Genomic DNA, 21741 nt, shown 5'->3' with positions numbered 1-21741 from the left:
GTTTACAGCCAGGCCCTTAATTCCCACAGGAGGGGAAAGAACTGCATTCGTGTGCGCCCGCGGAGGTACGGCGCTCCGGACGAGCCGCCCGTACCCGACTTGGTGCCGATCTGGCGCTCGACCATCTGAACGTGACGCATCCGCCAATGGGCGGCGGTCTCGTCGTGCGTCAGCAGATCTTCGGCCAGCTCCCACAGATCGTCGTACGATCCGCGGTCCCTGGCCACGGCCAGCAGGGAGTCCATGATCTCCTCGTCGGAGACGGCCAGGCCACGCTGGGAGAGTGCGGTGAGGTAAGCATCCCATAGCGTGGGTTCGGCCAGCCGTCGCCTGAGCCTGGCGAGTTCCGCGTCGTCGGCGTCCCGGAGCCGGGAGAGGTACGCCTCGTCCTTCGCCCCGGAGAGGAACTCGAGCTCACGGAACTGGACCGACTGGAATCCGCTGGCCGGCGCGAGCACCGAGCGGAACTCCAGGAAGTCCTGCGGGGTCATGGTCTCCAGCACCTGGACCTGCTCGACGAGGACCCGCTCGACAGCGTGAACCCGGCGGAACAGATGCCTGGCGTGCCAGAGCTCGCCGCCCGCCATCGCGTCCCTGATGCGCTCCAGCTCGTGCAGGAGCAACTTGAACCACAGTTCGTAGACCTGGTGGATGGTGATGAAGAGCAATTCGTCGCTGGCGCCCGACTGGGGCGCCTGCTGGGCGAGGAGATCCTTCAAGCGGAGATAGTCGCCATAGGAAAGGCGAGCGCCTTCCTCGCCGAAACTACGCGGAGGAGGCGACGCGTCCGCGGTCCGGGCTCGTTGATCCGGCGTCGCAGCCATGCACCACTCCTTTGGTGGCGCACCGTCTTCCGGTCCCCATTGACAGGAAGAGTGGCCCCACCGCACCCGATATCACCCGAAAATGCCCCATACGTCAACTTAACGTACAGGCGACTCAGGGGCGGGTCCGTTCGGGGGATACGGAGTCAGCCTTGATCGCGTCGAGCATACCGGGAACGTCCTGGCTCTCCAGCAATTCCGACCGGCACTGCGCACAGTCGTCGAGATGGCGCTCGAACGCCTCGACGTCGTCGTCATCGAGCACTCCAAGGGCGTAGGCGGCCACATCGAAGTGTTCCGACGACGCGGACATCAGCTGGCCACCCCCCTTTCCTTCAGTGCCGAGCGCAGAGCGCGCAGGGCATAGAAGAGCCTTGATTTCACCGTACCCGGCGGAATGCCCAGAATCTCGGCCGCTTCGCTTACCGTACGGTCCCGTAAGTATGTCTCTTCGATAACTTCCCTGTGCTGAGCGGACAGTCCGCGTAATGCGTCGGCGACCACGATCGCCGCCAGCGTGCGGTCGGAGCCGTCCGGCACGGCGATGGTGTCCTCTTCGGGGGCCTCCACCTCTCTGGGGCGAACGCCCCGCCGCCGGCGCCCGTCGATCACGATGCGGCGGGCCACGGTCAAGAGCCAGGCCCACAGGAGGCCGGGTTCCCAGGTCAGCTTCGCGGAATTACGCCAGGCGCGAACAAGCGTCTCCTGGACCACGTCCTCGGCCCATTGCAGGTCGTTGCCGGTCGTCTTCCGCACCTGACGCAGTAGCGGACCGCCGAACTCCTGATACAGCTCCCTGATCAGATGATCGTCCCGATCAGGTTCGTCGTAGGAGTCCTGACGCACGAACCGGCTGTCGAGTTGTCGACGCACGGGCACATGTTTGCATCAGTTTTCCTCGCCTGTACTGGACTCTGCCAACTCCAGTCATTTCTGACTATTTCCTGAACCGCCAGCCACACCTCCGCGTACCTCCGACCGAAGGTCACGAAAGGAGGCACGATGCGGTTCCGGTTTGGGGAACTCCTGGTGTTCGGCGTCTTCCTCTTCGCCGCGGCCATAGCCGTGGTCGTGGTCGTCCCTCGAGGTGAGGCGGCCCAGGCGGGATGGACCCAGACGCAGTGGGGCCCCCTCAGCCCGGCCGACCGCGACCTGCTCGTGCGGGTCCGGTGGGCAGGACTCTGGGAGATCCCCGCCGGCCGATGGGCCCAGGATCGCTCGAACAACGACAAGGTCAAGGACGTCGGCATGCACCTGGTGACCGACCACACCAAGCTCGACGCCGAGACGCGCGCCCTGGCCGACAAGCTCGGCGTCCTGCTGCCCGACGAGCCCAACCCCGATCAGAAGGGATGGCTCGACGAGATGTCGGGAGCCAGGGGACCCCAGTTCGACCAGATCTTCGTCGACAGGCTGAGAAACGCCCACGGCAAAGTCTTCGCGGTCGTCGCCGCCGTACGCGCGGGCACCCGCAACGACCTGATCCGCGAGTTCGCCACGACGGCGAACACCGTCGTCATGAAGCACATGTCCCTACTTGAAGGCACAGGCCTCGTGGATTACTCCACGATCCCCGCTCCTACGGTCTAGTCAGGTTCAGGAGTTATCAAAGATGCGAAAACGGCTGATGCTTGCCGGCGCCGCCCTCCTGCTGAGCAGCACGCTCGTGGGACTCGACGTGCCCGCCGCCTCCGCCCACTGCGACCCAACCGCGCAGGGACACGAGTGCGAGGACGTCGGCCCCTTCCTGGAGGACTTCGTCGACATCCGGAAGGTCCCCCGCGGGAACACCGGCGTCGTCGCCGGCCGCGGGTCGTTCGTCTCCCGCTGCGGCCGCAACGAGAACGCCCACCACAACTCGGACAACCACATCGTCGCGCCCGGCGTGTCGAACGGCGCGCACCACATCCACGACTACGTCGGCAACCTGACCACCAACGGGTTCTCCACGGACGAGAGCCTCGCCGCGGGAGGCACCACCTGCCGCCTGGGCGACAAGTCCACCTACTTCTGGCCGGTGCTGAGGAGCAGGACCGGGGAGACGGCCATCAAGAGCCGCGCGGAGGCCGAAGCCGCAGAGGCCGCAGAGGCCGCAGAGGCCGCTGAAGCCAGCGCCGACGCGCCTCCCGCCACCGAGACTCCGGCGGACCCCGCGGCCACCGCGGACACCGGGGCTTCGGCCGACCCCGCGGCGACCGAGGCTCCCTCCGGCGCCCCGGATGACGCGGCGACGCCTCCCGGCGCCGAGGCGGATCCCGCCGCCCCCGCTTCTGGGGACGCTGCCCCCGCTCCCGGGGACGCCGCCCCCGCACCCACCGCATCGGCGCCGGCTCCCGCCACGGCGAACCCGGGGCCCGGCGCGGAGGGCAACATCGGGACGATCCTGCTGCCGAGGGCCGTGACGCTGCAGTTCCGCGGGAACCGGTTCAGCCGGGTCGTGGCCATGCCGCGGTTCCTCCGGTTGATCACCGGTGACGCCAAGTCGGCCACCAACGGGCCCGCGAACGCCCGCGCCCAGTGGACCTGCTCGGGATTCACCAACCGCACCACCACCAAGTACCCCCTCTGCCCCAGAGGCAGCATGGTGATGCGGATCCTGGACTTCCCGAGCTGCTGGGACGGCGCGAACATCGACAGCGCCAACCACCGGACGCACGTCGTCTTCCCCGCCGCGAACGGCCGGTGTCCCTCAGGCACCAGGGCGATTCCGCAGTTGCGCATGACACTCGGCTACTCGGTGCCGCGCGGCGCGTCGTTCGCCGTCGACGCCTTCCCCGAGCAACTGCACAACCCGATCACCGACCACGCCGACTTCGAGAACGTGATGCCGACGCGCCTGATGAACACGGTCGTCAACTGCATCAACCGCGGGCGCCGCTGCTGATCGCGCCGCCCCGGGAACCTCAGGACGTGCCGTTCCCCGTCCGATCCCTCGCGGTCCACCCCGCGTGAGGACGGGGAGCGGCACCCTTCCGCGTCCTGAGCCCCGCACCCCCCGCGGCGATCTCGTCGCCCACGCCGAGATCGCCGGAACACCGATCACAGTTCATCCGACGGAGGACTCCTTGCCCCACCGACGGGCTCCACGGCACACCCGGCCAGACGAGGGTCTGGATCTCAACAACCCGGGCGTGCGCATCGGCCTGGGCGCCGCGGTCACCGTGGTCATGACCGGTGCGCTCTTCGCCGCCTACAACGGGATCGGCACGCCGCTGCTGGACGCGGCCCAGGCCTTCCTCACCTATTACGCGGGCGTCATCTCCCTGGTCGCCCTCACCACGACCGTCGCCCTCGGGCTCGCCGCCAGCGACCGCGTGGTGCTGCCGATCCCCCACCGCGTCCGCGCCCAGCTCGTGCACCGGGCCGCCGCCCTGATCGGCGTCGGCTTCCTGGTCACCCACATCGGCATGAAGATCGCCGCCGGGCTCGTCCCCGCGTACGGCTCGGTCCTGCCGAGCACCTCGCTGTACGTCGGGATGGGCGCCCTGGCGTCCGACCTCATGATCGTCATCGTGGCGACGGGCGTGATGCGCGGCCGCTTCGCCCAGGCCGAACGGCCCTGGACATGGCGGGTCCTGCACGACCTCGCCTACCTGGCGTGGCCGCTGTCCATCCTCCACGGCCTCATGGCCGGCCGGAGCCCGGCCGCATGGGTGAGCTGGAGCTACGTGATCTGTCTCGTGGCCGTCGGCTCGGCCCTGCTGATCCGGGTCATGGCCTCCTTCCGGCCCGCCCTCGAGACGGCCATGGCCGACGCCGTCGACATGACGCAGACACAGCCGATGCCGCGTGCCGTACCCGAGTCGAAGCCGGAGAGCACTCCCCGGACGATGCCGGAGCCGGTCCCCCTGCTCGGCCGCACCGGCACGGACGCGACGCCGATCGGACGGGCGGCGCGCAGGTCGCAGGACACCAAACTCCGGAGGATCGTGTGATTCCCTATCGCGTGTCCCAGATCAGACGACTCGGCCCGGCACGGCTCACGGCCGGGCTCGACCAGCACCGCAGGCTCGATCTCGACACCCATCGCTCCATCCACGGCGAACTCGGCACCGAGTCCGTCGACACGCTCATCTCGATGGCGGAAGACGTCGACCTGCGGGGACGGGGCGGCGCGGCCTTCCCGTTCGCGCGCAAGCTGCGCGCGGTCGCCGCCCGCGCCCGCGCCTCCGAGACGGTCGTGCTGGTCAACGGCGCCGAGGGCGAGCCCGCCAGTGTGAAGGACAAGATGTTGCTCACCCGGGCTCCCCACCTCGTCCTGGAGGGCGCCCTGCTGGCGGCACGCGCGCTGAACTCCCGGCAGGTCGTGGTCGCGGTGGCCGCGGGTGAAATGGCGGAGGCGTCCATGACGGCCGCCGTCGCCGAGCGGGGCGCGCAGGACGCCGTCCGCGTCGCCCCCATACCGGAGCGGTTCATCTCGGGCGAGGGCGGCGCCCTCGTCAAGGCCGTGAACGGCCAGGCGGGCATTCCGCCCGGGCGCAAGGCCCGCTCCTCCGACAGCGGCGTGGACGGCCTGCCCACGCTGCTGTCCAACACCGAGACCTTCGCCCAGCTCGCCATCCTCGGGGAGCTGGGCCCGGAGGTGTACGGCTCGGTGGGGACCGTGCAGGAGCCGGGTACCACCCTCCTGACCGTCGGCGGTTCCGCCGTCTTCCCGGCCGTCGTCGAGGTCACGCCGGGGGTGCCGCTGCCCTCCGTGCTCGACCTCTGCGAGGCGGCCGTCGGCGACGGCGTGCTGATCGGCGGGTACCACGGGGCCTGGCTGTCGGCGGCCCAGGCGTACGGGGCGGTCGTGTCCCGCCGCGGCATCTCGCAGGCCGGCGGGTCCCTGGGCGCGGGCATCGTGGTGCCGCTCGGCGGCGAGACCTGCCCCCTCGGGGAGACCCTGCGCGTCGCGAACTACCTGGCCGCGCAGTCGTCGGGACAGTGCGGGCCCTGCCGGCTCGGGCTGCCCGACCTCGCCCGCGCCGTCGCCGAGGTGTCGGGGGGCTCGACGCACGGCATCGAGCTCGTACGGCGGGCGGCGTCGGCCGTACGAGGGCGTGGGGCGTGTTCCCACCCCGACGGGTCGGCCAGGTTCGTCCTGTCCGCGCTCGAGGCGTTCGCCGACGACGTGGAGGAGCATCGCGTCCACGGGACCTGCGGACGGCCGGTGCTCGAGATGTTGCCCCTCCCGGCCGCCGAGACGCGCGAGGCCCGGTTGATGGTCGACTGGTCCCGCTGCCAGGCCCACGGGCTCTGTGCTCACGTCGCGCCCGGGCTGGTCAAGCTCGACCAGCACGGCTTCCCCGCCGTCGAGGAGGGCGGCGTCCCCCCATGGCTGCGCGCCGAGGCCCGCAGAGCCGTCGAGATGTGCCCCGCCCTCGCCCTCCGCTTCCCCCCCACCTCCGCGTGATCATGCACAGATTCGCGCCACCCCGCCCGACCTGCGCCCCTCCCCGGCGTGATCATGCACAGGTTCGGAGAATGCCCCTTCCACCTGCGGTCCTTCTGCTCGTGATCATGCACAGATTCGGCGCCACCCCGCCGGACCCGCGCACCTCCCCGGCGTGATCATGCACAGGTTCGGCGCGGCCAACTCCGACCTGTGCTTTTCTGCTGCGTGACCATGCACACTCGGACCTTCTGCATGATCACGGAGAGTGTTCACCCAGCTCGTACGGCAGGCAACCGAATCCGTGCATGATCACGAAATGGGTCGGCGCAGCTCAAGGCTTCCACGCACGAACCTGTGCATGATCACACACAAGGGGTGGGCAGCTCACGGGGTGTGATCACGAACTTCTGCATGATCACCCCCAGGGGTGGTGATGAAGTGGCGGAGGACCTCGGGGTTGGCCATGGCGTCGGGGTTGGCGGCCTGCTCGACGGGCGTGCCGAGGAGGATCTTCCGTACCGGGATCTCCAGCTTCTTGCCGGACAACGTCCTGGGGATGCCGGGGACCTCGTGGATCTCGTCGGGCACGTGCCTCGGGGACAGCTCGCTCCGCAGGGCCGTCCGGAGCCTGCCGACGAGATCGTCGGAGAACGTGCTCCCCTCGGCCAGCGTGACGTACAGCAGGAGCCGGCCCTCCTGGCCGAGTCTGCCGGTGTCGATCACCAGGCTGTCGGCGACCTCGTCGAACCGCTCGACGACGCGGTAGAACTCGCTGGTGCCCATCCGGACCCCGCCGCGGTTGAGGGTCGAGTCGGACCGGCCGTAGATCACGCAACTCCCGTCGGGGTTGAGCTTGATCCAGTCGCCGTGCCGCCAGACGCCCGGGTAGTCGGCGAAGTACGACTCGCGGTACCGGTCGCCCGACGGGTCGTTCCAGAACATGACCGGCATCGACGGCATGGGCTGGGTGACCACGAGCTCGCCCACCTCGCCGATGACGGACGCGCCCGACGGGTCGAACGACTCCACCTTCGCGCCGAGACACCGGCACGGGATCACGCCCGCCCTGACCGGCAACGACGGCACCCCGCCCACGAAACCCGTGCAGACATCCGTGCCACCGGAGAACGAACCGAGCTGGACGTCGGCCTTGACGTCGGAGTAGACCCAGGCGAACCCCTCCGGCGGCAGCGGAGATCCGGTCGAGCCGATCCCCCGCAGCCGCTCCAGGCCCGTGGGCCGCAGCCCCGCCTTCATCGAGGCGACGATGTACGGCGCGCCCGTGCCGAAGTAGGTGATCCCCTCCTCCGCCGCCAGCCGCCACAGGGCGTCCGGCCCGGGATGGGCCGCGCTGCCGTCGTACATGACGACGGTGGCTCCCACGAGGAGGCCGCCGATGAGGTAGTTCCACATCATCCAGCCGGTCGTGGTGTACCAGAAGAACACATCCTCCTCGCCGAGGTTCTGGTGGAAGGAGAGCGACTTCAGGTGTTCGAGCACGATCCCGCCGTGCCCGTGCACGATGGGCTTGGGCAGGCCGGTCGTCCCCGACGAGTACAGCACCCACAGCGGGTGCCCGAACGGGACCCGCTCGAACGTGAGCTCGCCGGCCTCGCCGCGGAGGTCGTCCCAGCTCAGGTCGCCCTCGGGCGCGGGCGACCCGGTGTCGAGGTAGGGGATCCACACGGTCGCGGAGAGGGTGGGCAGCTTGGCCGCGATCTCGCGGACGACGCCCGAGCGGTCGAAGGCCTTGCCGCCGTACCGGTACCCGTCCACCGCGATGAGTACCTTGGGCTCGATCTGGGTGAACCGGTCGATGACGCTCGGCGCACCGAAGTCCGGCGAGCACGAGGACCAGATCGCCCCCAGTGAGGCGGTGGCCAGGAAGGCGATCAGCGCCTCGGGGATGTTGGGGACGTACGCCGCCACCCGGTCGCCGCGCCCCACGCCGAGCCTCACCAGGCCGGCGCGCACCCGGCCGACCTCGTCGCGCAGTCGCCCGCGCGTGTACGTCCGCCTGTTTCCCGCTTCATCGCGAAAAATCACGGCGAGGCGGTCGGCGTCGCCGCGCAACGCGTTGGCGGCGTAATTCACGGTGGATCCGGCGAACCATTGGACGTCCGGCATCGTTCCACTGATGACGGGCCCGTCACCACGCTCCCCCACGACGCCGAAGTAGTCCCACACCGACGTCCAGAAATCAGCCGGACTGTCGACCGACCACTTCCACACGTCCTCGTAGGTCCCGGACCGGCCGAGCCGGTCGGCGAAACGAGTCACCCGAGCATCGCGGACGATCTCCGGCGTGGGTTCCCAGAGCAGAGCGCCTTCCTCAACCATGTGTCCATCCTTGCGAGGCGGACGGCCCATGTCACCGTCCCCGCCCACATAGAAACGGGCCCCCTCATGTGTGCGCCCTCAGATGGTCGATCGCGATGCGGGCGGCGGACCCGATCGCGGCGTCGGCGCGGGGCTGGTTCTGGGCCGTCCCGAGCGAGCGGGTGAAGACGGCCGCCGCGTAGCGGCCGCCGTCGGGATACTCGACGACGCCGATCTCGCTGCGGATCGTGGGCAGCGTTCCGGTCTTGCCGCTGACGGCCACGTCGTCGAAAGGGAACCCGGAGGCCAGCCGGTGCGGCCACACCTGCAGGCCCATCAGCCGCCGTACGGCGGCGCAGGACTCCGGCCGCGCCGCCTCGTCCCGCCACACCATGCCGAGGAGCCGCGTCATCTCACGCGGGGTGCCGCGGTTGGTGCGCCCGGGGACGAGCGCGCCGAGGCGGGCGACCACCGTGGGGTCGGCACACGCCTGGGTGAGCGCCGCCGTGTCGGCCACGCCCGCGTCCGCGAGCATGCCGGCGAACAGTTCGCGGCAGTCGTGCACCACCTGGGTGCCCGGCAGCCCCAACTCGGCGAGCAGGGTGTTGACCGCGTCGCGCCCGACCCTGCCGAGCAGCACGTCGGCGGCCGTGTTGTCGCTCACCGCCATCATCAGGTACGCGATGTCGCGCAGGGACATCGCCGCCTCGTCACTCATGGCGGAAAGCCCGGTGCCGCCCGGAGCCCTGCCGTCCGCGGGCACCCGAACCGGGTCGGACAGGTCGACGACGCCGCGCTCGGCCTGCCGGTACAGCTCGAGCAGCAGCGGAAGCTTGAAGACGGACGCGAGGACCACAGGCTCGTCGGCGCGGATCGCCACCTCGCTTCCCGAGTCGATGTCGGTCACGTGGATCCGACCCGTGACCCCCGCGGAACGGAAGACCTGCTCGATCGCGTTCATGCCAGGAATCCCGTCGCCGGGCGGGGAGCGACCCGGAGCGCGGGGACGGACCCCTCGTCCACGAGCCCGGCGTCCTCGCGGAGCACCCGCAGCGCCACCGCCGCGAACTCCTCGACGTGCGGAGCGGGTTTCCCGCGCCACGCGGTGGACAGCCGCCAGGCCAGCGGCGCCCCCGCGAGCGGTCGCCAGACGGTGCCCGGCGGAGCCGCCGGAGGGCCGAAGGAGACGGCCGTGCCCGAAAGGACGAGCCCGAGGGCGAACTCGGCGGTGCCCGCCGCGATGACGTCGGCGGGGACGAATCCGCTCCGTCTGCAGCAGGCCAGCGTCTCGTCGTACAGGCCGGGCTCGGCCTCGCGAGGGGACAGCACGAGCGCACGTCCGGCCAGGTCCGCGAGGTGGACGGTCGCCCAGGCTGCGAGTTCGTCGCTCTCCGCGAGCAGGACGCCCGGATGCTGGGTCAGGATCGCCCCGAACCCGAGCCCGGCCGCCGCGACCGGATGGCGGACCAGCCCCACGTCGAGTTCGCCCTCCACGAGCGCGGCGACCTGCGCCGCCGTCCCCATCTCCGCGGGCGACAGCCGCACCTCGGGCAGACGTGCCCGGTAGGCGGCGATCAGTGCGGCCAGCATGGTCCCGCCGAGGTCCGGGGGGACGCCGACCCGGACGGCCGTCCCGTCCTCCCCGTCCGATCCCGCCACCAGGTGGCGGAGCCGTTCCGCCCGGGCGACGAGGTCCTGCGCCTCCGGCACCAGGAGCCGCCCCGCCGCCGTCAGCGTCACCCGGCGGCTGGACCGCTCGAAGAGCTTGACTCCCAACTCGTCCTCCAGCCTCTTGATGCGCTGGCTGAGCGGCGGCTGTGCCAGCCCCAGCCGCGCGGCGGCATTGCCGAAGTGCAGCTCTTCAGCGAGGACCAGGAACTGGCTGAGATGCCTGATGAGGTCCATGAACAGCAATGATACGCAAAATGCTATTAATCGGAGAACGATATCGATATTGGACATATTCTGCTGACATCTGCTCCTCTGTTCGAGCACTCGAACACGTGGGGGGAACACATGCGCCGCACATCACAACCGCACAGAGCACGCAGAAGGCGCCGCTGGCCCTTCGTGACCGCTCTCCTGCTCGCCCCGGTCCTGGTCGCGGGCGGGACCATATGGGCGCTGCGGACCAAGGGCTCACCTGAGGAGACGGCGTCCGGCTTCCTGGCCGCGTGGTCGCGGTCGGACTATGCGGCGATGCGCGCGCTCACCGTCGATCCGCCCGCCGACTTCGACGACAGGTACCGCGCGTTCCACGACGACCTGAAGCTCACCGCGCAGCGGTTCCAGGTCTCCCGCGTCTCCGAGGGAACGGCCGGGTTCCACGCCACGCTGACCGGACCCGTCGGGTTCTCCTACGACGGATCCCTCCGGCTGGTGGAACGCGACCGCGAGTGGCGGGTCGCCTGGACGCCGGCCGCGATCCATCCGCTGCTCACCGATGGGCGCCGCTTCACGCTGACCACGCGGCGGGCCGACCCGGCCCCCGTCACCGCGGCCGACGGGACCAGGATCGACACGCCGGACGCGCCCGGTTCGGTCCAGCAGATCGTCGAGGAACTGCGCAAGCAGTACGGCTCACGTCTCGCGGGCGGGCCGTCGTCGCAGATCGACGTCGTCGACACCGCCACCGGCACGACGGTGTCGACCGTCGCCCGCGACGCGAAGCGCCCGGGCGAACCGCTGACCACCACACTCGATCTGAAGGTCCACGCCGCCGGCGCGCACGCGCTCGAGGGCGTCGGCAAGCCGGCCTCTCTCGTCGCGCTGCGGCCCTCGACCGGAGAGATCCTCGCCGTGGTCAACAAGCCCGGCGGATACAACCGGGCGCTTCTCGGGGCGTATCCCCCGGGGTCCACCTTCAAGGTCGTCACCGCGTCCGCGCTCGTGGCGGGTGGCGTGACCGCGGGGCAGACCGTGCGATGCCCCGCCGAGCAGACGATCGGCGGCTTCGCGTTCCACAACGCCGAGCACCACGACTACGGGACGCTGCGCTTCGTCGACGCCTTCGCCCACTCGTGCAACACGACGTTCGGCGCCATGGCGGTCGACCGGCTCGGCCCGAGCCGCCTGAGCAAGGTGGCCGCCGACTTCGGCTTCGGCGCGCGCATCAAGATCGGAGTGCCGGCCGTCGACGCCGCCTTCCCCGCGCCGCGCGACGCGACCGACCTCGCGTCCGCGGCAATCGGCCAGGGCCGGGTGCTGGCGAGCCCGCTCAACATGGCCGCCGTGGCCGGAGCCATCGCCGACGGCACGTGGCGGCAGCCGCGGCTCGTCCCCGCCGCCCTCGTACCCGCCGGAGCGTCCGCTCCTCGCAAACTCGAGCCCGGTGTGGTGACGGCACTGCGACGGCTCATGCCCGCCGTCGTCACCGAGGGCACAGCGAGCGGCGTCGCCTTCCCCTCGGGTACGGCAGGCAAGACGGGCACCGCGGAGTACGGCTCGGGCGCGGAGCCCCCCACGCATTCGTGGTTCATCGGCTATCGGAAGGATCTGGCGTTCGCCGTCATCGTCGAGGGCGGCGGCACCGGCGCGGCCGTCGCCGCGCCCGCGGCGGCGCGCTTCCTCGACGCGTTGTGACCCCGCTCAGCCGGCCTTGCGGTCGGCGGGGCTGGTGAGGCTCGCGACGGCGGCCACGACCTCCGAGGCGTTCGTCAGGTCGGGGAGCACGATGTCGGCGCCGGCCTCGTGCAACTCGGCCGTCATGGAGCGGCCCGAGGCGACGCCGATCACCGCGGCCCCGCCGATCCTGGCGGCCTGGACGTCGCGGGTCGAGTCGCCGATCAGGACGGTGTTCTGCGCGGTGAAGGGCGCGCCGTACTTGGCCTTGGCCCGTCCCTGCGCCACCTGGAGGAGGGTCGCCTTGGGATAGACCTCCTCGCCGTAGCCGCCCACCTCGAAGTCGACCCACTTGTGCAGGCCGAACGCGGTCAGCTTGTGTACGGCGTTGCCCTTGATGGTCCCTGTCAGCACAGACTGGACGGCCCCGCCGAGCCGGGAGACGGCGGCGAGCGCGTCCTTGGCCCCCGGCATCATCCGCCCCTCCTTCGCCACGCGCTTGTGCTTGGCGGCGAAGCTGGTGGCGAGCGCGTCGAGGAACGCGGGCAGGTGCCGGTCCTCGACCACGATGCCGTTGATGGCCAGCGTCTCGAAGATGATCTCGGAGTCCGGACGGCCCATGGCCGGAGCGAGCTTGACCAGCGGCCGGCCGGTCACCATCCGGAACGCGTCCGCGTAGGCCTCGCGGGTGACGATGGTCGCGTCGACGAGAGTGAGATCGACGTTCCAGAGGACGAGACGGTTGATAGCGGCCTCCGTGGGGGATTCGGCATGGCTCGTGCCCAAGGGTACGGCTATCACCCGGTCATGAGGACCTGTCATACCGAGGTTGTAGCCGCCCGGCCCGATCTCACACCCCTGGTCACGCGCGAGATCTCCCAGGGGTGCGAAGGAGGACGGCCGGCGGCCGTCCTCGGTCAGACGACCCTGCCGAGAGCGTCGGCGAGCGAGTCGACGACCGGGAAGCCCAGCGCCTCCAGCTCCGACCGCCTGGTCATGCCGCCGGTGTAGAGGATCGCCTGCGCGCCGACGTGCTGGGCCGCGTGCCCGTCGTCGACGCTGTCCCCGATGACCACCACGTTCTCCGGGTCGAGCTCGAGCGCACGCAGGTGGGCGACCATGTGCTCGGCCTTGGTGCCGCCCGACGCGGAGCGCAGCCCGTCGACCCTGGCGAAGTGCATGTCGATGCCGAACTCGCCGACCTTGAGAACCAGCCGTTCGTGGGCCCACATGGACAGCAGCGACTGCGTCCGGCCGGAGCCCTCCCATTCCCGGAGGCAGGCCTGCGCGTCCTTCGCCAGCTCACAGGCCAGCATGAGCTCGTGGTAGTGCTCGTGGAACGCGACGTCGAGCCGCTCCCACTCGCCCTCGTCGAGCGCGCGGCCGAGCATGCGCTCGTAGGCCACCCAGATCGGCCGGGTGTAGACCTCGCGGAAGGACTCCACGTCGAAGGGGGTCAGCCCGTAGGGGAGGAAGACCTCGTTCGTCGCTCCGACCACCGCGTCTATGTCGTGGAACAGCGTGCCGTTCCAGTCCCAAACTATGTGTCTCATATCGCTCTAGAGCTTAAGGGCGACCTGCGACAAGTCCGTGAACGTGCGTGGTCAACTCAGCAAGTCGGGGATTTCCTGCGTGGCGTACCACATCAGTTCGTGGTCCTCCGCGCCGTCCACGACGAACTGCGCGTCGTCGTCCCCGCGGTCGGCGGCGGGCAGGGCGGCGATGGCCGCCTCCACATCGGCGCCCGCGGACACGTCGTCGACGTGGATCGAGGCGAGTTCCGCCATCGGGACCGACTTCGCCAGGCGCACCCGCGCGCGTTCCTCCAGGTCGGTGCCCATCTTCACGGCGCCGTCCGGAATCTCGGCCGCGACGACGACCCGCCGCGGGGCCGCCTCGACGCCGTCTGCCCGGTCGGCCGCCAGCATGCGCAGCGACGCGCGGGCGGCCTCGGTCAACGCGACGTACTCGAGTTCCTCGGTGTCGCCGGACACGTACCACTCGACGAGCGCCGGGGTGACGGCGTAGCCGGTCAGCGGGGCCGGTCCCAGCTCTCCTGCGGCGACCACGCGGGCCAGCGCCGGGAGCGTGCACGGCAGGTACACGCGCATGTGTTCCTCGACTTCCTCCCGGCTCACGCCCGGAACGGCAGGCTGAAGAGCTGTTCCATCTCGCTGATCGTGGTGCCGGCCTCGCGGTGATGGATGCCGACGATGCCCAGGGTGCGGGCCGCGTCGATGTTGGCCTCGATGTCGTCGATGAACACGCACTGCTGCGGCTCGAGGGAGATCAGCCCGAGCGCGTGGTGGAAGATGCGGGGCTCGGGCTTGCGCATGCCGACCTCGCCGGAGATGACGATGGCGTCGAACAGCTCGTCCCAGCCGTCACGGGGGTAGTCGTTGGCCCACGAGTTCGACAGCAGGCAGGTGGCGAGCCCGGCGGCGCGGGCCCGGCGCAACAGCTCGTTCATCTCCTCGACCGGGCGGAACCCGGCGAACATGCGGGTGAGCAACCCGGCCGCCTCCGGGGGCACGCCGTCCACCGTCAGCAGCTGGGCGGCCAGGGCCCGCTCGAACTCGGCGGCGGAGACCTCTCCGCGCTCAAGCGCGTGGATCGGGTTCTCCCCCTCGCCGCCCGCGGCGTAGGCGTGCATGACGAGGTCGCTCATGACGCCTCGATAGTGCGTGGAGTCGATCCGGTCGGCTTCGAGCCACTGGACGATGGAGTCGCCCAGGCTCGTGGTGAGGACACCGCCCCAGTCGATCAGCACGCCCTTAAGCACGGCACCTCCCGTTGACACGCGTTACAGGATATGCCGGTCGCCACCGGGAGCGAACCCGTTCAGCGCGCGGCCGCCTTGAGCCGCTTGGCGACCCGGAGATGCTCGCCCGACTTCAGCGCGCCGGGATCGGTCGTGATCGGGCCGAAGATACCGCGTGACTTCTTCAGCCGCAGGATGCGCAGGACCGACTCGTCGAGCCGCTGCTCGGTGATGCGCCCCGTCTCGACGGCCTTGAGCAGCGCCTTGTACGCCCCGGGGAAGTCGGGCGGCATCAGCAGCACATCGGCCCCGGCGAGGATCGAGCGCACGGCCACCTCGGCGTCGCCGTACTTCTTCCTGACGCCCGCCATGTCGAGCGCGTCGGTGGTGACCACTCCGTCGAAGCCCAGCTTGTCCCGGAGAAGCCCGGTGAGGATCTTGTGCGAGAGGGTCGCGGGATCCCCGGACGGGTCGAGCTTCGGCATCACGACGTGGGCGGTCATGATCGCGTCGACGCCGCGCTCGATGGCCTCGCGGAACGGCGGCGCGTCCAGCTTCTCCCACTGCGCCAGGGAGTGCTTGATCACGGGAAGCCCGGTGTGGCTGTCGACCGAGGTGTCGCCGTGGCCCGGGAAGTGCTTGGCGACGGTGGCGACGCCCGCGTCGTGGAAGCCGTCGACGGCCGCTCCCACCATGGCCGCCACCTTGCGCGGATCGGACCCGTAGGCGCGCGGCCCGATCACCGGATTGTGCGGGTTGATGTTCACGTCGGCGACCGGGGCGAAGTCGACCGAGATGCCGAGCGCCTTGAGCTCCTCACCGGTCACCCTGGCGGCGTCGCGCGCGTTCGCGGGATCGCCGGTCGAGCCGATCTCGAGGGCTCCCGGCAGCTCGGTGATGAGCGGGGACAGCCGGGACACCACGCCGTTCTCCTGGTCGACCCCGATCATGAGCGGCGTCTCCGACGCCTCGCGGAGCCCTGTGGTGAGTGCGGCGACCTGTTTCGCGGTGGAGACGTTGTCCGCCCAGTTGAACAGGATCACGCCGCCCGGCCGGTACTTCCTGACGACCTCGGCGGGGGTGCCCACGCCGTACCTGGCCTGGTTCTCCTTGCTGGAGGCGTCGGCCCGCTGGCCGTACACGACGGCCACCAGCAGTTGCCCGACCTTGTCCTCGTCCGACATCGCCGCGACCGTCGCCTCGAGGTTCCCCGCCGACGGCGTGGGGCTCGCGGCCGGGGACGGCGGAAGCGAGGCCGAGGGAGCGGCCGGAGGTCCGGAGGGCGCGGCGGCCGGAGACGACGGCGCGGTGGCTCCCAGCCCGGCCGAGCACCCCGTCACCAGGAGAGCCGCCAGACCAACCGCACCAGACCGCAGCTTTAGCATGGCTTTACGTTATCGGCGCCCCGCGCCGGTCGTGCGCGAACGCACATCGGGGACCCCACACGGAGGTCCCCGGCGTGGATCCCCGGCTCACAGGGCCAGGGTCTCGAGCTCCGGAAGCCGCGCCCGTGCGGCGGTCCTGGCCTCGGCGGGCGACGTCGCCGCCCGTGCGGCCGCGGCGGCCTGCCGGCACTGCTCACGCGTGTGCCGCGCCAGGACGGCCCGCACCTGCGCCAGCGCGGGCGCCGCCATGGACAGCGACGTCACCCCCATGCCCACGAGCACACAGGCGAGGACCGGGTCGGCCGCCGCCTCGCCGCAGACCCCGCATCCCTTGCCCGCGGCCGAGGCCGCGGAAGCCGCCGCGCCGATGAGGTCGAGCACCGCGGGATGCCACGGGTCCTGGAGCTCGGCCACCTCGCTGACCTGCCGGTCGGCGGCGAGCGCGTACTGCGTGAGGTCGTTGGTCCCGATCGAGAAGAAGTCGACCCGCTGGATCAGGTCCGCCGCCCTGATCGCCGCCGACGGCACCTCGATCATGATCCCCGCGTTCTCCAGCCCCGCCGTACGGCAGGCCTGGGCGAACCACTCGGCCTCCTCGGCGGTCGCCACCATCGGGGCCATGATCTCCACCGTGGCCGACGTGCCCTCGGCGGCCCGCGCGAGAGCGCCGAGCTGGGCGGTCATCACGTCCGGATACCGGCGGAACAGGCGGATGCCGCGCTCGCCGAGCGCCGGGTTGGGCTCCTCGCCGGGAGGCGGCAGGAACGCCAGCGGCTTGTCCGCGCCGGCGTCGAGAGTTCTGACCACGACGCGCCCTGCGGGAAACGCGTCGAAGACGGCCCTGTACGCCGCCTCCTGCTCCTCGGGCGTGGGCGCGGCGTCGCGGTCAAGGAAGAGGAACTCGGTGCGGTAGAGGCCCACGCCCTCGGCGCCGGCCGCCAGCGCGGCGTCGAGGTCGCGCGGGCCGCCGATGTTGGCGAGCAGGGGTACGGCATGGCCGTCGGCGGTGGCGCCCGGCCCGGTGACCTCCGACAGCGCGGCCAGCCTCGCCTCGTCGGCGTTCCGCGCGGCGGCGACCTCGTCCTCGGCGGGCGAGAGCCGTACACGCCCGGACGCGCCGTCGACGAGCACGGCCGTGCCCTGCGCGACCGCGGTCGCACCGGCGCAGCCGACGACCGCCGGCACGCCCATCGAGCGGGCGAGGATCGCGGTGTGACTCGTCGGCCCGCCCTGCTCGGTCACGAACGCGGCGACGACGTCCTTGGACAGCAGAGCCGTGTCCGCGGGGGCGAGATCCCTGGCGATCAGCACGAACGGCTCGGCGGCGCTGGTGGGGACGCCGGGCAGCGGAAGGCCGGTGAGCAGGGCGATCGCCCGGTCGCGGATGTCGTCGAGGTCGGCGACCCGCTCACCGAGGTAGCCGCCCGCCGCCGACAGCAGCTCCCGGTACTTCCCGAAGGCCTCGAAGACGGCCCGGGGCGCGGCGACGCCCTCGCCGATCAGTTGGCCCACCTCTTCGGCGAGCCCGGGGTCACGGGCCATCATGGCCTGCGCGCCGAGCACCTCCTCGGCCTCGCCGCCAGCCCGTGCGCCTCTCGACTCAAGGTCGGCGGCCACGTCGTCCAGCGCCTGCTCGGCCCGGCTCCGCTCGGCCCGCGCGTCCCCGTCGTGCCGCGATCCAGGGGCGGGCTCGGGGATGTCTCCGACCACGAGGTAGGCGGGGCCGTATCCGGAGCCCGGGCTGACGCCCGTTCCCGTGAGCAGCCGGGGAGTCTGCTCCTGGGAGTCCGGGAGGGGGCGCCCCGTCTCGCGCCGGTCCATGGGGATCAGGAGGCCGCGGCGATCTCGGCGAGGCGGTCGAGCACCTCGTCGGCGCCCTCCCCCTCCGCCGAGATGACGATGGACTCGCCCTGCCTGACGTCCAGCGCCAGGACGGACAGGATGCTTTTCGCACTCACCGGGCTGCCCCCGGCCTTCGCCACGGTCACGTCGAACGGCGCCTTCGCCGCGGTCTGCACGAAAGTCGCAGCGGGACGGGCGTGCAGCCCCACCTCGGACACGACGCTGACCCTACGCTCAGCCACGATCTCCTCCTTCAAGCGAACTTAATAACGCGGTCTAGACCACCTTATTCCTGTCAAGGGCCAATCAATACCCGACAGATCGCTGATTACCAGATCCGCGTGCCCCAGTTCATCGGGACGATGTGTGGTGGCCACTCCCACGCACGCCATGCGTGCCGCCTCCGCGGCGGCGATCCCCGCCAGCGAGTCCTCGAACACGACGCACTCGTCAGGTTTGACGTCGAGCCGGGCGGCGGCCTCCAGGAAGCCGGCGGGGTCCGGCTTGCCCACCACGACGTCCTCGGCGGAGACGATGGTCTGGACCAGGTCGGCGACCCCCACCTGGGTGAGCCTCTCCCGGGCCCACGCGCGGCCCGCCGACGTGACGAGCCCGATCGCCGAGCCGTGGGCGGCCACCCGGCGCACCAGTTCCGCCGCTCCGGGCACGGGAACGATGTCCGGCAGGCCCGGACGGTCGTGGTAGGAGTGCACCTCGTCGAGCAGGGCGCGGACGTCTCCGTCCGGGAAGAACTCGGGGAGCACGTCGGCGCCCCTGCGGCCCATGAACCGCCGCAGCAGCGCCGGGTCGTGTTCCACACCGTGGTTGTCCAGCAACATCGCCCACATGGCGAGGCTGCGGCGCTCGGTGTTGATCAGCGTGCCGTCCAGGTCGAACAGGGCCGCCCGCATCACGACCACGTGAAGAGCTCGTCGCCGGCGTCGACCCTGCCGGAGGCCACATCGGTGATCGACTCGGCCGCGGCGTCCAGCGCGACGACGGGGCAGACGGGTGAGCGCCCGCCCGCCTCGACCACGGCCGGGTCCCAGCTCACGACGGGCTGCCCCGCCTCGACATGGTCGCCCTCCGCGGCGAGCAGGTGGAAGCCCGCGCCCTTGAGCTGCACCGTGTCGATGCCGAGATGGACGAGCACCCCGCGGCCGTCCGCGCCGACCACCACGTAGGCGTGCGGGTGCAGTTTGACGATCGTGCCGGTGATCGGAGCCACCGCCTGGCCAGGTGCCCGTTCGGGATCGATCGCGGTGCCCGGTCCCACCATCGCCTGGGAGAACACCGGGTCGGGGACGGCGGCGAGGCCGACGGCCGAGCCCGACATCGGCGCGAGAACAGTCGTCAACGTGAAGCGCCCTTCCTCCGGCGCGCGACGCTCGGCCCGCCATGAGCCCGATCGCCGCGACGCGGGGCCCGCCCGCGCACGAGCCCGGCGATCAGTCCGGGCTCGCGCGCACGGCGGACTCAGCCGATGATGTCCTCGATGTCGCTGGCGATGGTGTCGGCCTCGGGGCCCACCACGACCTGCACGATGTTGCCCGCTGCCATCACGCCGTGGGCTCCGGCCGCCTTGAGGGCCGCCTGGTCGACCTTGGAGGCGTCGTGCACCTCGGTGCGCAGCCGCGTGATGCACGGCTCGATCTCGATGATGTTGTCGGCGCCACCGAGTCCGGCGACGATCGCCTCGGCGTCTGCGGCCATGGGGGTTCTCCGTTCAGTCGGTCTGGGTGACCTTGTTCAGACCACGGGGTGCGTCCGGGTCGATACCGAGCCTGCGCGCAAGCGCCTCGGTCAGCAACTGTCCCGGAACGATGAGTCCCATCGGGGCCACCCATTCCGGCAGATCGGGGCCGTTCAACGCGGCGGTGGACGCGGAGGCGAGCGCGGTGCCGCCGCCGACGCCGAAGGCCGACGCCCCCGCGCCGGTGACGCGCTCGGCGAGGGCGACCGTGCCCGCGAGCGTCGGTCCCTCGCCCGCCGCCACCAGGATCGCGGGGGTGTCCTCGTCGACGACCGCGATCGGGCCGTGCAGCAGGTCGGCGTAGGACAGGCCCATGGCGTGCAGGTAGCACGCCTCCTTGAGCTTGAGGGCGAGCTCGAGTGCCGTCGAGAAGGCCAGGCCGCGGCCGGACACGACAACCCCGGGCTTGTCGGCAAGCCCGTCGACGAGCGCCTGCAGGTCGCCGGGGTCGGAGATCAGCTTCTCGACCGCGTCGGGCACCCGCCGCAGGTCACCCGGGTCGACGTCGGCGCCGAGGCCCAGGGCGAGCACGGCCAGGGCGGCGAGCTGGGTGGTGTAGGTCTTGGTGGCGGGAACCGCCTTCTCCTCGCCGGCGAGGGTGCACAGTGCCAGATCGGCGACCTGGGCCAGCGGCGAGTCCTCGCCGCCGTTGGTGACGGCGACGGTCTTCGCCCCGCACGCCTTGGCCCACTCCATGGTCTCGACGATCTCCTCGGTGCGTCCCGACTGGGACAGCCCGACGGCGAGCACGCCCTCGAGGTCGAGCTTGCGCCGGTAGGTCGTGGCGATGGAGGGAGCCCCCAGCGCCGACAGCCGCCCCGCCCTGGCCTCGATCAGGTACCGGCCGTACACCGCGGCGTTGTCCGAGGTGCCGCGGGCGACGAACAACGTCTGACGGGTGTCTCGCGCCAGCGCACGGATCTCGTCGGTGCGGGGCAGCAGGGCGTCGATCGTCGCCCGCAGTGCCGCCGGCTGCTCGGCGATCTCGCTGCGCATCTTCGTCGTCATCCGGTGCTCATCCTCGTTGGCGAATGGGGCCGTTATCGATCCGACGCCGGCCCGTTCATTGACACATATTTCCGGCCTATGGTCTAGTCCGGACTAGACCAGTAAGAACCTTAACTTATTTCACATGATCAGAACGAGAGGGGAGGGATCAGTGGCGCAGATCGATCCGGACAGCCCGGTGCCGAAGTACTTCCAGTTGAGGGAGATCGTGCTCGACCTCATCGAAAGCAACGAGCTGCCGATCGGCGCGGCGATCCCCTCGGAACGAGAGCTCTGCCAGCGTTTCGGCCTGTCCCGGATGACGGTACGGCAGGCCGTGGACCACCTGGTGTCGGAGGGACGCCTGCACCGGGTTCCCGGCAAGGGCACGTTCGTCGCACGTCCGAAGATCGAACTCGCACTACAGCTCACGTCCTTCAGCGATGACATGCGGGCACGCGGCATGGAGCCGGGATCCCGCGACCTGGACCGGCGTGTGGTCCGGGCCAGCGCGCATCTGGCACGGGAACTCGGCATCCAGCCGGGAGACCCCGTGCACTTCATCGAGCGGTTGCGCACGGCGGACGGGGAACCGCTGAGCATCGAGCGCGCCCACATCCCGGTCGTGCTCGCACCCGACCTCGATGACTACGACCTGTCCGGCCGATCCCTGTACGCCCTGCTCGAGTCCCGCTACGGGCTCGTGCTGGACGCCGGGGAGCTCACAATCGACGGCGGAATCGCCGATCCGAGTGACGCCGACCTGCTCAAACTGCCCCGCGGGGGGGCCGTGCTGCTCCTGCAGCGCAGGTCCTACTCCGGCGGGGTCTGCGCCGAACTCGGGGTCTCCACCTACCGTGCCGACCGCTACCAGCTCCGGACTCTCCTCGAGATCCCCACCCGACGCTCTTAGCGGTCTCCTCCCGCACCCC

23 protein-coding genes are annotated in these 21741 nt (G+C 70.8%); 6 read left to right on the top strand and 17 right to left on the bottom strand.

The window, feature by feature from the left end:
• Nucleotides 1-2 precede the first annotated feature (2 nt).
• From Pka01_RS23840 to Pka01_RS23830, 3 genes are all read right to left on the bottom strand, one after another.
• The gene (locus Pka01_RS23840) at nt 3-824 is read right to left on the bottom strand and encodes a tryptophan 2,3-dioxygenase (protein ID WP_275414502.1); all 822 of its coding nucleotides are present in this window, start codon (nt 822-824) and stop codon (nt 3-5) included.
• A 115-nt stretch (nt 825-939) separates the two neighbouring features.
• Nucleotides 940-1137: a zf-HC2 domain-containing protein gene (locus Pka01_RS23835; RefSeq protein WP_203885072.1), complete on the bottom strand. Its 198-nt coding sequence runs from the start codon at nt 1135-1137 to the stop codon at nt 940-942.
• Nucleotides 1137-1697: a sigma-70 family RNA polymerase sigma factor gene (locus Pka01_RS23830; protein WP_275414501.1), complete on the bottom strand. Its 561-nt coding sequence runs from the start codon at nt 1695-1697 to the stop codon at nt 1137-1139. Before Pka01_RS23830 ends, Pka01_RS23835 begins: the two co-directional genes overlap by 1 nt.
• A 129-nt stretch (nt 1698-1826) precedes the next feature.
• On the opposite strand from Pka01_RS23830, the gene Pka01_RS23825 reads away from it, so the two are divergent.
• From Pka01_RS23825 to Pka01_RS23815, 4 genes are all read left to right on the top strand, one after another.
• Nucleotides 1827-2414 carry a DUF4142 domain-containing protein gene (locus Pka01_RS23825; RefSeq protein WP_203885071.1) on the top strand — a complete coding sequence of 196 codons (588 nt, stop codon included), beginning with the start codon at nt 1827-1829 and terminating at the stop codon, nt 2412-2414.
• Nucleotides 2415-2436: 22 nt separating this feature from the next.
• Complete coding sequence (locus Pka01_RS23820) at nt 2437-3708, top strand: DUF1996 domain-containing protein (RefSeq protein ID WP_203885070.1); 1272 nt, start codon at nt 2437-2439, stop codon at nt 3706-3708.
• Nucleotides 3709-3889: 181 nt separating this feature from the next.
• Complete coding sequence (locus Pka01_RS40880; RefSeq protein ID WP_239115244.1) at nt 3890-4759, top strand: hypothetical protein; 870 nt, start codon at nt 3890-3892, stop codon at nt 4757-4759.
• Nucleotides 4756-6219, top strand: coding sequence for an NADH-quinone oxidoreductase subunit NuoF family protein (locus Pka01_RS23815; RefSeq protein ID WP_239115243.1), 1464 nt, complete (start codon nt 4756-4758; stop codon nt 6217-6219). Before Pka01_RS40880 ends, Pka01_RS23815 begins: the two co-directional genes overlap by 4 nt.
• Nucleotides 6220-6585: 366 nt before the next feature.
• Here Pka01_RS23815 and Pka01_RS23810 read toward each other — a convergent pair whose 3' ends face one another.
• From Pka01_RS23810 to Pka01_RS23800, 3 genes are all read right to left on the bottom strand, one after another.
• Nucleotides 6586-8541, bottom strand: coding sequence for an acetoacetate--CoA ligase (locus Pka01_RS23810; protein WP_203885068.1), 1956 nt, complete (start codon nt 8539-8541; stop codon nt 6586-6588).
• Between the two features lie 64 nt (nt 8542-8605).
• On the bottom strand, nt 8606-9481 hold the full coding sequence (locus Pka01_RS23805) for a serine hydrolase (RefSeq protein ID WP_203885067.1): 876 nt from the start codon (nt 9479-9481) through the stop codon (nt 8606-8608).
• A complete protein-coding gene (locus Pka01_RS23800; RefSeq protein WP_203885066.1) occupies nt 9478-10425 on the bottom strand; it encodes a LysR family transcriptional regulator in 948 nt (315 codons plus the stop codon). Before Pka01_RS23800 ends, Pka01_RS23805 begins: the two co-directional genes overlap by 4 nt.
• 165 nt (nt 10426-10590) lie before the next feature.
• Between Pka01_RS23800 and Pka01_RS23795 the strand changes: the two genes are divergently transcribed.
• Nucleotides 10591-12102, top strand: coding sequence for a penicillin-binding transpeptidase domain-containing protein (locus Pka01_RS23795; protein ID WP_239115242.1), 1512 nt, complete (start codon nt 10591-10593; stop codon nt 12100-12102).
• 6 nt (nt 12103-12108) lie between these two features.
• Here Pka01_RS23795 and Pka01_RS23790 read toward each other — a convergent pair whose 3' ends face one another.
• The 11 genes from Pka01_RS23790 to Pka01_RS23740 form a co-directional block, all read right to left on the bottom strand.
• Nucleotides 12109-12903: an HAD family hydrolase gene (locus Pka01_RS23790; protein WP_203885064.1), complete on the bottom strand. Its 795-nt coding sequence runs from the start codon at nt 12901-12903 to the stop codon at nt 12109-12111.
• 95 nt (nt 12904-12998) lie between these two features.
• Complete coding sequence (locus Pka01_RS23785; RefSeq protein ID WP_203885063.1) at nt 12999-13634, bottom strand: HAD family hydrolase; 636 nt, start codon at nt 13632-13634, stop codon at nt 12999-13001.
• Nucleotides 13635-13685: 51 nt separating this feature from the next.
• The gene (locus Pka01_RS23780; protein ID WP_203885142.1) at nt 13686-14192 is read right to left on the bottom strand and encodes a DUF6912 family protein; all 507 of its coding nucleotides are present in this window, start codon (nt 14190-14192) and stop codon (nt 13686-13688) included.
• A gap of 23 nt (nt 14193-14215) precedes the next feature.
• On the bottom strand, nt 14216-14881 hold the full coding sequence (locus tag Pka01_RS23775) for an HAD family hydrolase (protein WP_239115241.1): 666 nt from the start codon (nt 14879-14881) through the stop codon (nt 14216-14218).
• A gap of 41 nt (nt 14882-14922) precedes the next feature.
• Entirely contained in the window at nt 14923-16227 is a 1305-nt protein-coding gene (gene nagZ / locus Pka01_RS23770) for a beta-N-acetylhexosaminidase (protein WP_203885062.1), read from the bottom strand.
• Nucleotides 16228-16314: 87 nt separating this feature from the next.
• A complete protein-coding gene (gene ptsP / locus Pka01_RS23765; protein WP_203885061.1) occupies nt 16315-18048 on the bottom strand; it encodes a phosphoenolpyruvate--protein phosphotransferase in 1734 nt (577 codons plus the stop codon).
• 5 nt (nt 18049-18053) lie between these two features.
• The gene (locus Pka01_RS23760) at nt 18054-18311 is read right to left on the bottom strand and encodes an HPr family phosphocarrier protein (protein WP_203885060.1); all 258 of its coding nucleotides are present in this window, start codon (nt 18309-18311) and stop codon (nt 18054-18056) included.
• Between the two features lie 21 nt (nt 18312-18332).
• Nucleotides 18333-18980, bottom strand: coding sequence for an HAD family hydrolase (locus Pka01_RS23755; RefSeq protein ID WP_203885140.1), 648 nt, complete (start codon nt 18978-18980; stop codon nt 18333-18335).
• Nucleotides 18980-19426 carry a PTS sugar transporter subunit IIA gene (locus Pka01_RS23750; RefSeq protein ID WP_203885059.1) on the bottom strand — a complete coding sequence of 149 codons (447 nt, stop codon included), beginning with the start codon at nt 19424-19426 and terminating at the stop codon, nt 18980-18982. The genes Pka01_RS23755 and Pka01_RS23750 overlap by 1 nt, the downstream gene beginning before the upstream one ends.
• Before the next feature lie 119 nt (nt 19427-19545).
• Entirely contained in the window at nt 19546-19782 is a 237-nt protein-coding gene (locus Pka01_RS23745) for a PTS sugar transporter subunit IIB (RefSeq protein WP_203885058.1), read from the bottom strand.
• 13 nt (nt 19783-19795) lie between these two features.
• Nucleotides 19796-20830 carry an SIS domain-containing protein gene (locus Pka01_RS23740; protein ID WP_203885057.1) on the bottom strand — a complete coding sequence of 345 codons (1035 nt, stop codon included), beginning with the start codon at nt 20828-20830 and terminating at the stop codon, nt 19796-19798.
• 124 nt (nt 20831-20954) lie between these two features.
• On the opposite strand from Pka01_RS23740, the gene Pka01_RS23735 reads away from it, so the two are divergent.
• On the top strand, nt 20955-21722 hold the full coding sequence (locus Pka01_RS23735) for a GntR family transcriptional regulator (RefSeq protein ID WP_203885056.1): 768 nt from the start codon (nt 20955-20957) through the stop codon (nt 21720-21722).
• Nucleotides 21723-21741 lie beyond the last annotated feature (19 nt).

The sequence above is a fragment of the Planotetraspora kaengkrachanensis genome, from assembly GCF_016862895.1.
Lineage (GTDB): Bacteria > Actinomycetota > Actinomycetes > Streptosporangiales > Streptosporangiaceae > Planotetraspora > Planotetraspora kaengkrachanensis.
The sequence above is the reverse complement of the archived record's forward strand: the minus strand, read 5'-3'. Positions and strand labels throughout refer to the sequence as shown.

What these genes read in the sequence shown, in the direction of transcription:
- nagZ (WP_203885062.1), bottom strand. Translation starts at nt 16,227, where the DNA reads ATGCTAAAGCTGCGGTCTGGTGCGGTTGGTCTGGCGGCTCTCCTGGTG.
- Pka01_RS23780 (WP_203885142.1), bottom strand. Translation starts at nt 14,192, where the DNA reads ATGCGCGTGTACCTGCCGTGCACGCTCCCGGCGCTGGCCCGCGTGGTC.
- ptsP (WP_203885061.1), bottom strand. Translation starts at nt 18,048, where the DNA reads ATGGACCGGCGCGAGACGGGGCGCCCCCTCCCGGACTCCCAGGAGCAG.
- Pka01_RS23755 (WP_203885140.1), bottom strand. Translation starts at nt 18,980, where the DNA reads ATGCGGGCGGCCCTGTTCGACCTGGACGGCACGCTGATCAACACCGAG.
- Pka01_RS23820 (WP_203885070.1), top strand. Translation starts at nt 2,437, where the DNA reads ATGCGAAAACGGCTGATGCTTGCCGGCGCCGCCCTCCTGCTGAGCAGC.
- Pka01_RS23790 (WP_203885064.1), bottom strand. Translation starts at nt 12,903, where the DNA reads ATGACAGGTCCTCATGACCGGGTGATAGCCGTACCCTTGGGCACGAGC.
- Pka01_RS23800 (WP_203885066.1), bottom strand. Translation starts at nt 10,425, where the DNA reads ATGGACCTCATCAGGCATCTCAGCCAGTTCCTGGTCCTCGCTGAAGAG.
- Pka01_RS23840 (WP_275414502.1), bottom strand. Translation starts at nt 824, where the DNA reads ATGGCTGCGACGCCGGATCAACGAGCCCGGACCGCGGACGCGTCGCCT.
- Pka01_RS23825 (WP_203885071.1), top strand. Translation starts at nt 1,827, where the DNA reads ATGCGGTTCCGGTTTGGGGAACTCCTGGTGTTCGGCGTCTTCCTCTTC.
- Pka01_RS23735 (WP_203885056.1), top strand. Translation starts at nt 20,955, where the DNA reads ATGATCAGAACGAGAGGGGAGGGATCAGTGGCGCAGATCGATCCGGAC.
- Pka01_RS23810 (WP_203885068.1), bottom strand. Translation starts at nt 8,541, where the DNA reads ATGGTTGAGGAAGGCGCTCTGCTCTGGGAACCCACGCCGGAGATCGTC.
- Pka01_RS23835 (WP_203885072.1), bottom strand. Translation starts at nt 1,137, where the DNA reads ATGTCCGCGTCGTCGGAACACTTCGATGTGGCCGCCTACGCCCTTGGA.
- Pka01_RS23805 (WP_203885067.1), bottom strand. Translation starts at nt 9,481, where the DNA reads ATGAACGCGATCGAGCAGGTCTTCCGTTCCGCGGGGGTCACGGGTCGG.
- Pka01_RS23785 (WP_203885063.1), bottom strand. Translation starts at nt 13,634, where the DNA reads ATGAGACACATAGTTTGGGACTGGAACGGCACGCTGTTCCACGACATA.
- Pka01_RS23745 (WP_203885058.1), bottom strand. Translation starts at nt 19,782, where the DNA reads ATGGCCGCAGACGCCGAGGCGATCGTCGCCGGACTCGGTGGCGCCGAC.
- Pka01_RS23740 (WP_203885057.1), bottom strand. Translation starts at nt 20,830, where the DNA reads ATGACGACGAAGATGCGCAGCGAGATCGCCGAGCAGCCGGCGGCACTG.